Source organism: Flavobacterium sp. GSB-24, from assembly GCF_027924665.1.
GTDB lineage: Bacteria > Bacteroidota > Bacteroidia > Flavobacteriales > Flavobacteriaceae > Flavobacterium.
In genome coordinates this window covers 1,151,420-1,166,953 of sequence record NZ_AP027043.1, presented here as the reverse complement: position 1 = coordinate 1,166,953, position 15,534 = coordinate 1,151,420, and the positions used below count along the sequence as shown (strand labels likewise).

The window sequence follows — 15,534 nt, the reverse complement described above, 5'->3', positions numbered from 1 at the left end:
AAGTCTTTCGACTTTCGACTTTCGACTTTAAGACTAAAAAGAACAATGGATTTAAAAGAAAAATTAGTATCGTCTTTTATGGCTTTTGAAGAGCGTGTCGATGTACATTCAGATTTACACGACATACGCACAAATGCTTTAAAAAACTTCGAAAATAAAGGTTTCCCAACCAAAAAAGAAGAAGCTTGGAAATATACATCGCTAAATGCCATCTTAAAAAATGACTTTACGGTTTTTCCTAAGCAGGAAAATGCAATTGAATTTAATCAGGTAAAAAAATACTTTTTACACGAAATTGACACTTATAAATTAGTGTTTATTGATGGTGTTTTTAGTTCACATTTATCTTCTACAACTCACGACGGAATCGATGTTTGTTTGATGTCATCGGCATTGACCAAACCAAAATACAAAATGGTTATTGATACTTACTTCAATAAAATAGCAAGTAAAGATGACAGCTTGACTTCATTGAATACAGCTTTTGCAATTGAAGGTGCTTTTATCAATATCCCACAGAAAAAAGTAGCTGACAAACCAATTGAAATTATGTATTTCTCAACAGGAAATGAAGCTGCGTTAATGGTTCAGCCAAGAAACTTGGTTATTGTGGGTGAAAATTCACATGTTCAAATTATCGAACGTCACCAAAGTTTGAATGAAAATCCAGTTTTAACAAATTCTGTTACTGAGATTTTTGCTCAAAAACGTGCGATTGTTGACTATTACAAAATTCAAAATGATAATAGCGAAGCTAACTTAGTTGACAACACTTATGTTTCTCAGCAACAAGAAAGTCACGCTTCTGTTCATACATTTTCGTTTGGAGGAAATCTAACTCGTAACAACTTAAATTTTTACCATTTTGGAGAAAGATTGACAAGTACGCTTAACGGAATTTCTATCTTAAACGACAAACAACACGTTGACCATTACACTTTAGTAAACCACGCAACACCAAACTGCGAAAGTTTCCAAGATTATAAAGGAATTTTCTCTGATCGCTCAACAGGAGTTTTTAACGGAAAAGTTTTGGTAGAAAAAGAAGCTCAAAAAACAAACGCTTTCCAAAAAAGCAACAACATTTTATTGAGTGACAAAGCAACTATCAACGCAAAACCACAATTAGAGATTTTTGCAGATGACGTAAAATGTTCTCACGGATGTACTGTTGGACAATTAGATGAAACAGCAATGTTCTACATGCAGTCTCGTGGTATCCCGAAAAAAGAAGCAAAAGCTTTATTGATGTACGCATTCTCAAATGCCGTTATCGAAAGCATCAAAATACCAGAATTAAAACAAAGAATTACTAAAATCATTGCCATGAAATTGGGCGTGAATTTAGGATTTGATTTGTAGTCAGGTTTTAGCGCAAAGACACAAAGGTTATGCAAAGTTCGCAAAGTTTTTTATATAAAATTTGCGAACTTTGCGCTTTTTACTTGGGGTCTTTGCGCTAAAATTTTATTTTTTTACTGAAGAAATAACCTCTTTCAAAAACCCATTAAAGTCAAAACTTTTATCACCTTCTCTCACTCCCATTCTCACAATTACCATATCCAGAGACGGAATAATCGCTACCATCTGGCCTTGATAACCACTGCAGTAAAACATATCACGAGGAACATCAGGGAACTTCCCTCCTGCGTTTAGCCAAAATTGCGCACCGTATTTTCCTTCAGAAGTATTTGTTGGTGTTGCGGTATATTTAACCCAGCTTTCGTCAAGGATTTGTTCGCCGTTCCAATTTCCTTTTCTTAGATATAACAATCCAAATTTTGACCAATCGCGCGGTGTTGCCCATCCGTATGATGAACCTACAAAAGTTCCACTCATATCCTGCTCTACAATCATCGAATTCATTCCTATTTTGTCGATTACAGCGCTGTACCAAAAATCAAGATATTCTTGCTGTGTTTTAAATTGTCTTCTTAAAATCAGGGATAATAAATTGGTTGTTCCAGAAGAATAATTCCAATGTGTATTGGGTTTAAATTGAGCTGGTTTATCCAACTGCACTTTCCCCATATCTTCAGCCTGAAAAAGCATTTTTGTGGCATCGCAGATTGTACTGTAATTCTCTTCCCATTCTAAACCAGAATTCATGTGAAGCAAATCGTTAAGCGTAATATTTTTGCGTTCGTCATTTTGCCATTCTTTAACTGGTGCCGGTTTGTAAATATCGATTTTTCCTTGTTTTGCCAAAACACCAAAAGCCGAACTTGTGATACTTTTTGTCATCGACCAGCCTAAAATTTTGCTGTCTTTATTAAAACCTTTATCGTATTTTTCGGCAATTAATTTGTCTTTATATAAAACCACAACTGCACGGGTTCTTTTTGTTCCGCCACTAGGTTTATCAAAAGCATTATCAACCGCTTTTTTTAATTTGGAATAATCAATATTCGAAAATGCGGTATCTTTTGGCTCCTTATTACCGTAAGGAAAAGGAAGATTATTAACCAATTTGGTTCTCTTTGGCAGCAGATACGGTTTCGAAACATCAAAATCATCATTAATCAAAACAGCACCTAAACCTTCTCTGTAAATCGCTTTTCTTTCTTTTAAACCATAAACATTTGAAGTTGCAAATTTTCCTGCATCATCAATTGCATTCGTTGCCAAATCAATCATGTCGATATCATTGTCGGTTTTTTCAATTAATTCTTTCGAACGATTATCTATAAAATGTCCTGATGCAATACTCTTGGCAGAAAATCCAGAAATCAAATCCAGTTTAGGGTAAGTTGTAAATCCGAAATATAAAAAAGCCAGAACAACTACAAGCAGAAATACTTTGAGAAATTTTTTCATTGATACGTTATTTTTATTGCAATATAAATAATTTATGTTCACGTTTTTAGGAGTCAAATTATAAATCTGATTCAGATAATTCAGAAAAGTTAACCGATTTTTACAGAATCAGCATTTACGCCTTGTAACAATGATGCCATAAAAGGAAATTATAGAATTCCTGTATAAACAAATTTAGTTTTAGTACTTTTGTAAATAGATTTTTTCTAAATAAGACATGCTAGATATTCAAAAAATAAGAGCTGATTTTCCAATTCTTAACCAAAAAGTTAACGGAAAACCTTTAGTATATTTCGACAACGGAGCTACTTCTCAGAAACCACAAGTTGTGATCGATGCGGAAGTAAAATATTATCAAGAAATCAACGCCAATATTCACCGTGGCGTTCACACTTTAAGCCAGTTAGCTACTGACGCTTACGAGGTTTCTCGTGGTAAAGTAAAAGAACATATAAACGCAAAACATGCTCATGAAGTGCTTTTTACTTCTGGAACAACTCATGGTATTAATTTAGTAACCAATGGTTTTGCTTCAATTTTAAAACCAAGTGACGAAGTAATTGTTTCGTCATTGGAACATCACAGTAATATTGTGCCTTGGCAGATGTTGTGTGAAAAAACAGGGGCGGTTTTAAAAGTAATTCCAATTAATGAAAACGGAGAATTAATTCTAGAAGAGTTTGATGCTTTGCTTTCGGAAAAAACAAAGGTGGTTACACTTAACCATATTTCAAATGCACTTGGAATCATTAATCCGATAAAATATATAATTGATAAAGCGCACTCTGTTGGTGCCGCTGTTTTAATTGACGGTGCTCAGGCAGTTCCGCATTTAAAACCAGATGTTCAAGAATTGGATTGCGATTTCTATGCTTTTTCAGGACATAAAATGTGCGGTCCAACCGGAACTGGAATTTTATACGGAAAAGAAGAATGGTTAAACAAACTTCCTCCTTATCAAGGCGGCGGCGAAATGATCAAAGAAGTTACTTTCGAGAAAACTACTTACGCAGATTTGCCTCATAAATTTGAAGCAGGTACACCAAATATTGCCGGCGGAATTGTTCTTGGAACTGCAATTGATTATTTGAATACTATTGGTTTCGAAAATATTCAAGAGTACGAACACGAACTTTTGGAATACGCCACAAAACGTTTATCTGAAATAGAAGGTTTGAGAATCTACGGAACGGGGAAAAATAAAGCATCTGTAGTTTCGTTTAATATTGATGGAATTCATCCGTATGATATTGGTTCTATTATAGATAAATTAGGAATTGCCGTAAGAACCGGACATCATTGTGCACAGCCAATTATGAGTTTCTTCTGTATTCCTGGAACAATTCGTGCTTCTTTCTCTTTTTATAATACTAAAGAAGAAATTGATTTAATGGTTGATGCCGTTAAAAAAGCACAAACAATGCTAAGCTAAAAAAAACTATTTTTATGAGAATATTGTCTTTATTGCTTTTAACGCTTTTTATTGCAACTGGATGCTGCAGTCAAAAAAAAACAGATATGACTTCAACACAAATTGAATATTCTGCACACTCAAGAGGTTATTACAAAACTATCGTAGCACAAAACAAATCGGTTTTGGTTACTACAGCACGTAATGCTGAACCTGTGCAAATTAATATTGATGATGCAAAATGGAACGAAATTGTTACTGCATTTTCTAAAGTTAATTTAGACAATCTTTCTTCTTTAAAAGCACCAACTGACAAACGTACATACGATGGTGCTGCGATAGGAAATTTAAAAATTACAAAAGATGGAAAAATCTATGAAACACAAGGTTTCGACAATGGTTTTCCTCCTAAAGAAATCGAAAAACTAGTAAATTTATTAGTTGATTTTGTTAAAGAATAATTATGACAATAAAAGAAATACAAAACGAAATAATAGATGAATTCTCAATGTTCGACGACTGGATGCAGCGTTATGAATACATCATCGAGCTAGGAAAAACGCTTCCGCTGATTAAAGAAGAATATAAAACCGATGAGAATTTAATTAAAGGATGTCAGTCAAAAGTTTGGTTACAAGGTGAAGAACAAGACGATAAAATTGTTTTCACGGCAGATAGCGACGCTATTTTGACCAAAGGAATAATTGCAATTTTAATTCGTGCTTTCTCTAATCAAAAAGCAAAAGATATTCTTGAAGCTGATGTCGATTTTATTGATGAAATCGGCTTAAAAGAGCATTTATCAGCAACACGTGCTAACGGTTTGGTTTCGATGATTAAAAACATCAAAATGTATGCTTTAGCATTTGATTCAAAAAACAAAAATTAAATTTCTTCTGCCACGAATTTCACGAATTAACACAAATTTTAATTCGGGAAATTTGTGAAATTCGTGGCAAAAAACAAATAAAAACAATGGAACAAGAAATAGACACAAACGAATTAGGAGAATCAATCGTAAAAATTTTAAAAGGAATTTACGATCCTGAGATCCCTGTTGATATTTACGAGTTAGGATTAATTTATGACGTAATGGTAAATACAGATTACGAAGTGAAAATCCTAATGACTCTTACATCTCCAAACTGCCCAGTTGCAGAAAGCTTACCACGTGAAGTTGAAGAGAAAGTAAAAACAATCGAGCACATTAAAGATGTTGAAGTAGAAATTACTTTTGATCCACCTTGGAGTAAAGATTTAATGAGTGAAGAAGCGAAATTAGAATTAGGAATGCTTTAAAAGTGTACAGTTTACAGTCTCAGTTTCAGTTTTTACTGTGACTGAGAACTGTGACTGAAAACTAATAACCATGGAAGAAATTATCAATAAAGTTGCCAATAGTGCTTTAGAAGTTTTTGATTTAGAGGATTATTATCCAAAAGGAATGCGTGTGCAAATTGACATTTCGCAATGGCTTTTGGAAGGATTTTTATTGAAAGAAAAAGACTTTAGAGAGCACCTAAAAAATCATGATTGGTCGCAATATCAGGATCAATATGTTGCTGTACATTGCAGTACAGATGCTATTATTCCAGCTTGGGCATTAATTCTGGTTAGTGTTCATTTGGCTCCGTATGCCAAAAAAGTAGTTAACGGAACAATCGAAGATCTTGATGCAAGTCTTTACGAAGAGATTTTAAGTAAAATTGATTATTCTGTTTACAAAAGCAAACCCGTAATTGTAAAAGGATGTTCTAGAAAACCCGTTCCTATGCGTGCTTATATTTTAGCTGCAAATTATTTACAGCCATTTGCTCGCAGCATAATGTATGGCGAAGCATGCTCTGCAGTACCTTTATACAAAGAATCTAAGAAATAACCTGCAATTACAAGCGATAATTATCTAGTTTCAATTGGTTTTTAGTATATTTGATAATACACTTAAACTAAACAACCATGAGAAAGCTGGCGTTATTACTATGCATTTTAGCGAACTTTGCTATTGTTCAGGCACAAAATTCAGAAAAAGAATTAATTCAGAATACCGAAAAAGCAGTAAAAAAAATTAATGATACTATTGAAGGAGAAGGCTGGAAAGCAAAAGGAACAGTATCTCTTTTGTTAAACCAATCAAGCTTCAACAACTGGATCGCTGGTGGTGAAGATAGTTTTTCTGGAACTTTAGGAATAAACTATGACTTTAATTATAAAAAAGACGATGTAACCTGGGATAATAAAATCCTTGCTTCTTACGGACTTTTACAAACTAAAAATACCGACTTCGGAAAAAAAACCGATGACCGATTAGAGTTTAATTCAATTGTAGGGAAAAGAGCTTTTGGCGAGTGGTACTACTCTTTCTTTTTAAACTTTAGAACGCAATTTACAACGGGTTATATTTACGGTCAGGATGCTAACGGAAAAGAAATTAGAACTGAGCAGACTAAATTCATGTCACCTGGATATCTAACTACTGGACCTGGTATTTACTGGTCTAAAGATGAAAATCTGAAAATAAATTTTGCACCGCTTACTTCAAAATTCACTTTTGTAGACAATGCTTATACAAGCGGAATTGATAGATTTACAGGTCTGCCTTATGTAGATGGCGATTATTTTGGAGTTGACGAAGGCAAAACGATGCGCTATGAACTAGGTTTTTATGCTTCACTTTATTACAAATTGGCTATTATGACCAATGTAACTGCAGAAAACACATTGAATTTATACTCTAATTATTTAGAACATCCTCAAAATGTTGATATCAATTACTCTTTGAATATCATTATGAAAATAAACAAATTCTTATCTGCTAACTTAGCATTCCAAGCAATTTACGATGATAACGCTTTTGAAGGTCTCCAAACTCGAGAAGTATTTGGTTTAGGAGTTAACTTCGGATTTTAATCTATAAAGTCTTATCATATTTTACCGCAAAGAGGCAAAGTTTTTTCAAAGCTCAATTTTATAAAATAAAAATTCGCAAAGCTGGATGTTATTTAGCTTTGCGAACTTTGTTTTTTATGATACTATAATATAAAAATCTTAACGCTCTTTGCGGTAAAAAAATTATTATTCCTCATTTTCTTCTTCCTTCTCAATCGCATCCTTATAATCTGGATACAAGAATTTATTATAAGGAAAACGAGTAATATGAATTTGTCGAACAGCTTCATAAACCGTTTCTCTAAATTCTTCAAAGTTTTCTTTTTCTCTTGCTGAGATAAATAAAGCTTTGCCTTCTCCTACATCATTCATCCAAGTTTGTTTCCATTCTTCGAGTGTATAATGTTTGCGGGTTCTTTCGGTAATTAAATCATCTTCTTCAATAGTGAGATGACGGTAAGCATCGATTTTATTGAAAACCATGATCGTTGGCTTATCATTACTTTTAATTTCCTGCAACGTTTTGTTTACAGATTCGATATGATCCTCAAAATCTGGATGTGAAATATCTACAACATGCAAAAGCAAATCTGCTTCACGAACCTCATCTAGTGTACTTTTAAAAGAATCAACCAATTGGGTTGGCAGTTTTCGAATAAAACCAACGGTATCAGAAAGCAAAAAAGGTAAGTTTTTAATCACCACTTTTCGAACTGTAGTGTCCAAAGTTGCAAACAATTTGTTCTCAACAAAAACATCACTTTTACCTATTGCATTCATCAAAGTCGATTTCCCAACGTTTGTGTAACCAACCAAAGCCACACGAACCATCGCACCGCGATTACTACGCTGAATGCTCATTTGCTTGTCAATGGTTTTGATTTTATCTTTCAACAACGAAATTCTGTCACGCACAATACGTCTGTCGGTTTCGATCTCTGTTTCTCCAGGTCCACGCATACCAATACCCCCTTTTTGACGCTCAAGGTGTGTCCATAAACCAGAAAGTCTTGGAAGTAAGTACTGACATTGAGCCAATTCTACCTGAGTTCTTGCATATGAAGTTTCAGCTCGCTGCGCAAAAATATCCAGAATCAAATTGGTTCTATCCAGAATTTTACAATCAATAATTCTCGAAATATTTTTTTGCTGTGAAGGCGTTAATTCATCATCAAAAATTACTGTCGATATTTTGTTTTCTTTTACAAAAAGATTGATGTCATCAATTTTTCCCGTACCCACGAAAGTCTTCGGATTCGGACGTTCCATTTTCTGCGAAAAGCGTTTAATAACTTCACCTCCTGCGGTAAATGTCAAAAACTCTAATTCGTCCAAATATTCATTTAGTTTTTCTTCACTTTGATTTTGAGTAACAATTCCAACAATTACTGTTCTCTCAAAATTTATAACTTCTTTTTCTAACATAGTCTTGAATAAGTTGCAAATTTAATCATTTGTAAGCTACAATCAATTATACAATTTCGTTTTTAAATTTATATCTACAACTGCTTTTACAGCAAATTATAAAAAAATGGAATTCTGTTAAGCTTACCTCAACAAAATTCCATTTTGAATAATTTCTAAATTTGAAATATTTACTCGTAAATAAACGTTTTTTCTGTTTTTACAATTCCGTTTTCTTCAATTTGCGAACAAGAAATCGGAAAGTTTAGTTTGTTGTATTTGTATTTTCTGCTTACCGCTACTAAAGCTGTAGACGAAGGACTAAAATTCATTTCATTATTGTATGAAATCGATTCAAAGGCAAATTCGTCTTCATGGTAAGAAATCATTGGTACAATTACTTTGTAATTATCACCAAACAAGCTTTGAACAATTAATTGATCCACCGATTTTTTATCATCGTAAGTGTAGGTCTTAGAAATTTTATCTCCAACCAATCCTTTGTGTTTAGATACATTATCGTTTACATAAACGTATTCAAGTTTTCCAATAATTTGTTTATTTCTATCGCGTGAAGTACGTCTTACAATGATTCCGTTTTCAACAAGATATTCGATATCATCTACTAAATTCTGGTGATTCGTGCTCTTTTTTGTAGTAACTTTAATCCTTGCACCTTCATAAACAAATGAAACCACTTTAGTAATATAATTTGGTCCTTCTTGATATTTTTTGACAAACTTTGTAATATTGTTGTCAGCATCATAAGTATAATTTACGACTTCTTTCCAGTCGCTTCCAACCTTATCCTTAACAGTCATATCAAGCAAACCATTTTTGTTGTAAAAGAAATGCTGTACAACGTCTGAAGTTGTTACGGTTTGAAGTTTACCATCTTTAAAGACCATTGTTTTATTTACAATTTCACCGTCTTTAGAATTTTGGTAATTTGTTTTAACAATATTGATCTGCTTCAATTTAACAGGAGCGTCCTGACTATGCAGTAAACATGGAAAAACCATCATCAAGATGGCAAGAAAGTAGGTTTTCATGAGGTATTTGTATTGATTTGGGATGACCAAAATACAAAATTCAATTAAATTTCAGGAATTTGAAATACGAAAACTACAAACTTTTAAATAAAGCTCTAAAAATCAACTATTTAATTTTGAATTTAAAAATTACGTCCTATTTTTCTCCAAAAATCTTAATATCATCAACCATAAAAGCACCGTTTAAAGTTTTATCTTTTCCAGAACCGATGTATTTAAATGCAATATGAATATTTCCAGAATACGCCGAGAGATCAATTCCTCCAGAGCTTATAAATTCACGTGTTGGTGTTGCTAAAGAAGGAACTTTAGCTTCTAATTTTGTCCATTTTGCCTTGGTAACATTCGAACCATCAAAATTGGTTGAAACATAAATTTCTAACGTATTTAAAGGCGAATCCATTTTTAAATCGTGCTGTGCACTTCTAAAAGAAAGCACGGCATTTTTATATCCTGCTAAATTAATTTTAGGAGAAACAAGCCATGCAATATTTTCGGCTGCTGTCGTACTTGTGGTATTAAACTCTGCGTAGCCATTTCCAGCGTACACCATACTCTTCCACAGTTTAGTTGCTTTTTCTACAATATTGCTCCAACCTGGAAGCGCAAAATTGACATTGTTTTTAACCGATTGAAAATCTTCTGCAAAAAATGGGACATTTCTTTTTCCATTCATATCAATATCACTGTCAGATCTTACCATCAATTGATAATCTGTGCCAAATTTGGTTAAAACCCCTCTTACTTTTCCACTTCCTTCCGGCACAAAATGATCTGCAAATTTTGCATAACTGCTGGTTCTAAAAATAATTTGGTTTCCGGTTTTATCTCGCAAATTCCAATTGGTTGATCCGCCCACATTATTTGATTCTTCAAAATAATGGCGCCCTAAAGCTGCCTCTGTAAATTCGACATCATTTAGTTCTATTAATGTGTTTAATTTATTGTCCTTAAGAGCCTCTTCTATAGAAAGCGATTCCACCAAAGTATTTTCATCAATTATTGTACAGGAAGCATTCAGTACATTTTTATAATCATTTTGAGAAATCCTGCCAATTGTTGGATCGCCGGCATTGCTCACATATAAGCTTCCAATTCTTAATCCGCCATAGTATAAGTCTGTAAATTGGTTTTTAAGTTTTACATAAACTTTATTTCCAATGCGATAATCAATATAGGTATTTGAAGCATCTATTGGAACGCTAAAACCAATCGAGGGAGTTTGGGAAGTTGGCACTGTCTGCAATGAAATCGTCTTAAAAAAATTACCGTCTTCGTCACTAGAAACTACATACGCTTCGATTATATCATCATACAAATATTGTTTGGCTGTATTATTTGAGAGTTCATATACTTTTTCTACATTCTTATTTACTGTGAAATCTGGCTGTGTACAGACTAATTTCGGCGTTTCGACTTCGGTACTGCAACTCGTGATAATAAATAATGATAGTCCAAAAAATGAATTTAAAAATATGTTTTTCATGAGATTTTGATTTACAATCCAATGGTGAGATTTAAAAAATAAGTTCTTCCGTAACCATAATAATATTTAGGACCAAAGGATGGAGTTCCGCTGGAAATATCTTGATTTAAAGCTCTGAAGTTTGCATTCCGCGCCTGTTCAAAACCTCCAGTTTTATATATTGAATTGAAAACGTTATTAACGCTGGCAAAAAGACCTATATATTTTTTACGAATGCGCCATGACTTTCCTCCACTTATATTTAATAATGATACTGGATCAAACTTTTCTTGTTTTAATAATTCATTTCCTCTTTCTGAAGTTGCTTCAGGAAAAGGAAAATTATTGGCTGGATTTATGTAAAACTGGGAAGTTCTTGAAATTGGCAAAACATCGATATAACTTTCTGCCAAATAATTAATATTAGCAGCCAGCCACCAAAATTTTGAATCGCGATATTCCATTCCAAACGAATAAGCCTGCTGCGGAGTTCCTGGCTGTTTGTAATTTTTAAGATAGGCTTGACCAAAATCAAAGGTAGTCTGCGCACCATCTTTTGCTGCGTTTGCATCATTTGTAATTGATACGTTTGGATTACTGCTGTAAACATAATTTCCGTACGCTGTAGACAAGGTCGCTTTTACTGTCGATGAAAATTGATATTCTAAACTTAATTCTGCTCCAGTATTTTTCTTGTCTAAATGCGTTAAAGTCTGACTTACAAAAGCATCTGTAGCATCATAACCTGCTCCGTTATCGAAAATTCCTTCGGCATAGAAAAAAGAAATTTTTGAAGTGTTTTTTATTAAAGTATAATAAGCCGTAAAACGCATTTTAAGTTTTGGTGAACGATAAACATAATTAGCTTCAGCACTGCTAATATTTTCACTTTCAATTCCATTAACTATCGAATTATTTAATCGTGAATTTGAAAATGTATTTCTAAGAGAAGGAGCTCTTGTCAAATGCGCTGCATTAAAAAACAACAGCTGCTTTCCAGAGATTTTATACGTAAATCCGCCTTTGAAACCAAAATTTTCAAAGTTAACCTTATCACTTTTTCCCAGTGAAGAAGTTGGATAAAGTCCGTTTTGATACAATCCTTCTCTTTGATAATCCGACATTGCGTATGATTGTGCCAGATAAAATTCTGTTTTATTATAAGTAAATTTAAACTGCGTGAAAACATCTAAAGTATTAGCAAGCAAATTATTATTATACCCATAGATATCTCCTTTCTTAACTTTTCGATCTGGATGCTGTAAATCTGATTGTGAAAGATTTCCTTTGTAAAATGGATCAATATCTTCAAAATATTCTCCGCCTAAAAGATCCAGCAAATACTGAAAATTATGTGATTTTAATTTTCGGAAAGTGAATCCGCCATCAAATGAAATATTTGGAGTAATCTGCGTGTTTAAGTTTGAATTTACTGCAAACGTCTTATCGTCTGTTCGGTCTTCATAAAGAACATATTTACTTTTGGCAGGTTCATAACCATTTTCCGTTGGATTTTGATTAGCAAGATACATTGACTCCCAATCAATCTGAGGATTTTCTAGAAGTGCAATTGTATTTTTTGCTGCATTTTCATAATCTGGAGTAAACTCACCTGAAAATTGTCCTTGATCTTTCGCATAAAGCGAACTAAAATAACTTGGCATTTTTTTATAATAAACGGGATCTGGACTATCTGCATTTTGATAATCTATACTGCTGTTTCCGACTTTCCCAAATTGATACATAACGCTCGAATTCAGGTTTGTTTTAGCATCAATTTTAAAATAATGATTCAGCATTACTAATGGTTCTTCAACATTTTTAACTCTTGCGTTTCGTTTTTCACCATTCTGTAATCCCCAGTACGAATTGTATTTTTCGCCCATTAAACTGGTCACTTCACTTGTATTTGCCGAATTTTTTCCGCGCGAATTCGGAGTATAAAACCCTGTAAAATTCAGAGAATTTCTGTTGTTTAATTTCTTTTCGACACTAATGAAAAAAGAATCTGCATTGAAATTTGTTCCTTCAAAGTAACCTTCATCCGCCCATCTTTTTCCAGCTGCAACCGCATAAGCCCAACCAGAAGAATTCATTCCAGATGCATATGTTCCAATTGCACGCCAAGTGTATGTTGTATTGCTTCCAGAAAATGTAAGTGATATTCCCTTTCGGTATAAGGAAGCTCGAGTTGTTATTTGCTGTGTCCCTAAAATTCCACCGAAAGTATAATTTGATGCAGCCGTTCCAACCGAAAATTCTTGATTACGCAATACATTATTTAAGCCTCCCCAATTGTTCCACTGCGGTCTTCCGTCGTAGATTTTGTTCATTGTCATTCCGTTGAGCATCATGGTTCCGTTTTCACTGTCTAAACCGCGAATTCTAAACCGAGCTTGACCCCAATTAAACGCAGATGCCTGCATAAAGGCATCTTTTGAAGATTGTAAAAGTCCAGATGTCATTTCTGAGGAGCTGTTATCTTCAGAAAAATCATTATCAGACAAAGTAATCAATGCAGCTGGAACTTCATCCGAATAAGTATCTTCGATCTGTAAAGTTCCTAGATTAATGTTTTGTTTTGAAGATTGGATTTTTAAAATATAATCTTTGTATCCTTGGTTTCTCAGCAAAAGTAATTGTTCTTTTTGCGGAAATATATGAAGTTCAAATTTTCCATCTTTTGACGTGAGCTGCATCACTGCTGTATTCTGTATCGTCACGACTACATTTTCCAGCGGATTTTGAGTTCGCGCATCAATAACGATTCCAGTAACAGTTATTTCTTGCTGCTGTGCCGACGCAAAAGTAAAGGCCATTAAAATTAAAGCTGCTAAGTATTTTTTTACCATTAAAAATTCCAATTTATTTTTGAAAATAGTTTAGGATCGCAATCCTTATTCAAAAGATAAAATTGGTTTTTGGAAAAGAAATTCTAAGTTTTAGCGGTGAGGCTATAAATTCAAAAATAGGTAAAATATTTAAATATAAGTAAATTCTTTCAAATTTATTTTAATTAATGAAAAGCTAATTAAGTACTCATAAGCGATAGCTTAAGCTGTAGTGCGAATTTTAGAAACCATAAAAGCGATCAAAACTCCAAATATTCCGATAAAAGCAAAAGAGAATTGAAGACCAAAACTTTGTGCAATATGCCCAATTACAGGAGGTCCCATCAAGAAACCTAAGAAACTTACACTCGAAACAATCGTTAGGGCTTCTCCTGCTGGCACGGTTGGATTTTTCCCAGCGATACTATATACGGTTGGAACGATAGTGGCAACGCCCAAACCAACGAACATAAAAGCGATTGTACACGGAATAATATAAGGAAGAAAAACAGCTGTAAAAAGTCCCGCAGAAATCATAACGCCGCTAATCTGCATAACGCGTTCACGACCAAATTTATTGATTAATCCGTCACCCAAAAATCTTCCGCCAGCCATCATAATCATAAAAGAAGTGTAGCCTAAAACTACTAACGCGCCAGGCGCTTGTACAATATCTTTAAAGTAAACACCACTCCAATCGAACATAACGCCTTCGCTTGCCATACTGCAAAACCCAATTACTCCCAGCCAAAGTAAAGCTGTGTCTGGTTTTACAAATAGTTTTTTGCCTTCTTGTTTTACTTTTACTTTTTCTTTGGCTCGCACCAAAAATTTAAAATTAAAAGCAACCATAAGCAAAACTATTCCAGCAACAATTAGAAAATGATGTAATGGACTTAATTTTAAAGCAAGCATACCTAAACCGACTAATGCTCCTGTAAATCCTGCAAAACTCCACATTCCGTGAAATGCTGACATGATTGTTTTTTTGAACAAAACTTCCGTATAAACTCCCTGTGTGTTTACAGCAATATTGGCTAGATTTCCAAACAGGCCAAATAAAAATAACCCAAGTGATAATTGTAATGCTGTTGTTGCTAAACCCAAATTAATTAAGCAGAAAACGTACATTATTAAAGAGAAAATCAAAATGCGGTGACTTCCCCACTTGGTAACCATTTTTCCCGAAAAGGGCATAATCACTAATTGTCCAACTGGAAGGGCAAAAAGTATAGAACCTAAATCGCCTTCTGTTAAATGCAAAGCCGTTTTAATATCTGGAATCCTGCTTGCCCATGTTGCAAAACTTAAACCCATTCCGAAATAAAACATTCCAACGGCAAAACGAATCCGATTTAAATAGGAAGCCTTTGCTTCTCTAAATACTTTCTTGATTTTACCTTTGGTCTGAAAAAGCGCTAATGGATTAAAATTTATCAGCATATTTAATTTTTAATAAATGATATTTTCAAAAATACTAAAAACACTTGTCAAAGCACATAAAACCTATTGTTATGCTCAATATACAACGTTATTGTTTATAAATTCGAAGGTTTTCAATTGAAATCTTCTTATTAAAATTACAACTTTTCGCGTTTAGTAGAATTATAATCTGCGTCATTTTTTTTAAAAACAAAAAAAGGAGCAATCTCAACTTTCGAGAAAACC

The 15,534-nt window shown here is 33.6% G+C and carries 13 protein-coding genes; 7 read left to right on the top strand and 6 right to left on the bottom strand.

The features are described from left to right. Positions 1-45: 45 nt before the first annotated feature. On the top strand, positions 46-1,362 hold the full coding sequence (gene sufD, locus QMG60_RS05310; protein ID WP_134138935.1) for a Fe-S cluster assembly protein SufD: 1,317 nt from the start codon (positions 46-48) through the stop codon (positions 1,360-1,362). 105 nt (positions 1,363-1,467) lie between these two features. Here the strand turns inward: sufD and QMG60_RS05305 are convergent, their stop codons facing one another. Beyond that, positions 1,468-2,817: a serine hydrolase gene (locus QMG60_RS05305; protein WP_281867119.1), complete on the bottom strand. Its 1,350-nt coding sequence runs from the start codon at positions 2,815-2,817 to the stop codon at positions 1,468-1,470. A gap of 217 nt (positions 2,818-3,034) precedes the next feature. Here QMG60_RS05305 and QMG60_RS05300 point away from each other — a divergent pair, with 217 nt between their 5' ends. The 6 genes from QMG60_RS05300 to QMG60_RS05275 all read left to right on the top strand — a co-directional run bounded on the left by QMG60_RS05300 (position 3,035) and on the right by QMG60_RS05275 (position 7,135). Continuing rightward, a complete protein-coding gene (locus tag QMG60_RS05300; protein ID WP_281867118.1) occupies positions 3,035-4,249 on the top strand; it encodes a cysteine desulfurase in 1,215 nt (404 codons plus the stop codon). A 14-nt stretch (positions 4,250-4,263) separates the two neighbouring features. Beyond that, on the top strand, positions 4,264-4,689 hold the full coding sequence (locus tag QMG60_RS05295; RefSeq protein ID WP_281867117.1) for a hypothetical protein: 426 nt from the start codon (positions 4,264-4,266) through the stop codon (positions 4,687-4,689). Positions 4,690-4,691: 2 nt separating this feature from the next. After that, positions 4,692-5,117, top strand: coding sequence for a SufE family protein (locus QMG60_RS05290; protein WP_057115618.1), 426 nt, complete (start codon positions 4,692-4,694; stop codon positions 5,115-5,117). Positions 5,118-5,203: 86 nt separating this feature from the next. Next, entirely contained in the window at positions 5,204-5,527 is a 324-nt protein-coding gene (locus QMG60_RS05285) for an SUF system Fe-S cluster assembly protein (RefSeq protein ID WP_134138925.1), read from the top strand. A gap of 70 nt (positions 5,528-5,597) precedes the next feature. After that, positions 5,598-6,107 carry a DUF2480 family protein gene (locus QMG60_RS05280; RefSeq protein ID WP_057115616.1) on the top strand — a complete coding sequence of 170 codons (510 nt, stop codon included), beginning with the start codon at positions 5,598-5,600 and terminating at the stop codon, positions 6,105-6,107. Positions 6,108-6,184: 77 nt separating this feature from the next. Beyond that, a complete protein-coding gene (locus QMG60_RS05275) occupies positions 6,185-7,135 on the top strand; it encodes a DUF3078 domain-containing protein (protein ID WP_281867116.1) in 951 nt (316 codons plus the stop codon). 165 nt (positions 7,136-7,300) lie between these two features. On the opposite strand, the gene hflX is transcribed toward QMG60_RS05275, so the two are convergent. The 5 genes from hflX to QMG60_RS05250 form a co-directional block, all read right to left on the bottom strand. Further along, on the bottom strand, positions 7,301-8,539 hold the full coding sequence (hflX, locus tag QMG60_RS05270; protein ID WP_057115612.1) for a GTPase HflX: 1,239 nt from the start codon (positions 8,537-8,539) through the stop codon (positions 7,301-7,303). Positions 8,540-8,709: 170 nt separating this feature from the next. After that, the gene (locus tag QMG60_RS05265; RefSeq protein ID WP_057115609.1) at positions 8,710-9,570 is read right to left on the bottom strand and encodes a hypothetical protein; all 861 of its coding nucleotides are present in this window, start codon (positions 9,568-9,570) and stop codon (positions 8,710-8,712) included. Between the two features lie 136 nt (positions 9,571-9,706). Beyond that, positions 9,707-11,056, bottom strand: coding sequence for a DUF5689 domain-containing protein (locus QMG60_RS05260; RefSeq protein ID WP_281867115.1), 1,350 nt, complete (start codon positions 11,054-11,056; stop codon positions 9,707-9,709). An 11-nt stretch (positions 11,057-11,067) separates the two neighbouring features. Then, positions 11,068-13,887 carry a carboxypeptidase-like regulatory domain-containing protein gene (locus QMG60_RS05255; RefSeq protein ID WP_281867114.1) on the bottom strand — a complete coding sequence of 940 codons (2,820 nt, stop codon included), beginning with the start codon at positions 13,885-13,887 and terminating at the stop codon, positions 11,068-11,070. Between the two features lie 201 nt (positions 13,888-14,088). Next, a complete protein-coding gene (locus QMG60_RS05250; RefSeq protein WP_113677108.1) occupies positions 14,089-15,309 on the bottom strand; it encodes an MFS transporter in 1,221 nt (406 codons plus the stop codon). Positions 15,310-15,534: the final 225 nt, after the last annotated feature.

What these genes read in the sequence shown, in the direction of transcription:
- sufD (WP_134138935.1), top strand. Translation starts at nt 46, where the DNA reads ATGGATTTAAAAGAAAAATTAGTATCGTCTTTTATGGCTTTTGAAGAG.
- QMG60_RS05305 (WP_281867119.1), bottom strand. Translation starts at nt 2,817, where the DNA reads ATGAAAAAATTTCTCAAAGTATTTCTGCTTGTAGTTGTTCTGGCTTTT.
- QMG60_RS05300 (WP_281867118.1), top strand. Translation starts at nt 3,035, where the DNA reads ATGCTAGATATTCAAAAAATAAGAGCTGATTTTCCAATTCTTAACCAA.
- QMG60_RS05295 (WP_281867117.1), top strand. Translation starts at nt 4,264, where the DNA reads ATGAGAATATTGTCTTTATTGCTTTTAACGCTTTTTATTGCAACTGGA.
- QMG60_RS05290 (WP_057115618.1), top strand. Translation starts at nt 4,692, where the DNA reads ATGACAATAAAAGAAATACAAAACGAAATAATAGATGAATTCTCAATG.
- QMG60_RS05285 (WP_134138925.1), top strand. Translation starts at nt 5,204, where the DNA reads ATGGAACAAGAAATAGACACAAACGAATTAGGAGAATCAATCGTAAAA.
- QMG60_RS05280 (WP_057115616.1), top strand. Translation starts at nt 5,598, where the DNA reads ATGGAAGAAATTATCAATAAAGTTGCCAATAGTGCTTTAGAAGTTTTT.
- QMG60_RS05275 (WP_281867116.1), top strand. Translation starts at nt 6,185, where the DNA reads ATGAGAAAGCTGGCGTTATTACTATGCATTTTAGCGAACTTTGCTATT.
- hflX (WP_057115612.1), bottom strand. Translation starts at nt 8,539, where the DNA reads ATGTTAGAAAAAGAAGTTATAAATTTTGAGAGAACAGTAATTGTTGGA.
- QMG60_RS05265 (WP_057115609.1), bottom strand. Translation starts at nt 9,570, where the DNA reads ATGAAAACCTACTTTCTTGCCATCTTGATGATGGTTTTTCCATGTTTA.
- QMG60_RS05260 (WP_281867115.1), bottom strand. Translation starts at nt 11,056, where the DNA reads ATGAAAAACATATTTTTAAATTCATTTTTTGGACTATCATTATTTATT.
- QMG60_RS05255 (WP_281867114.1), bottom strand. Translation starts at nt 13,887, where the DNA reads ATGGTAAAAAAATACTTAGCAGCTTTAATTTTAATGGCCTTTACTTTT.
- QMG60_RS05250 (WP_113677108.1), bottom strand. Translation starts at nt 15,309, where the DNA reads ATGCTGATAAATTTTAATCCATTAGCGCTTTTTCAGACCAAAGGTAAA.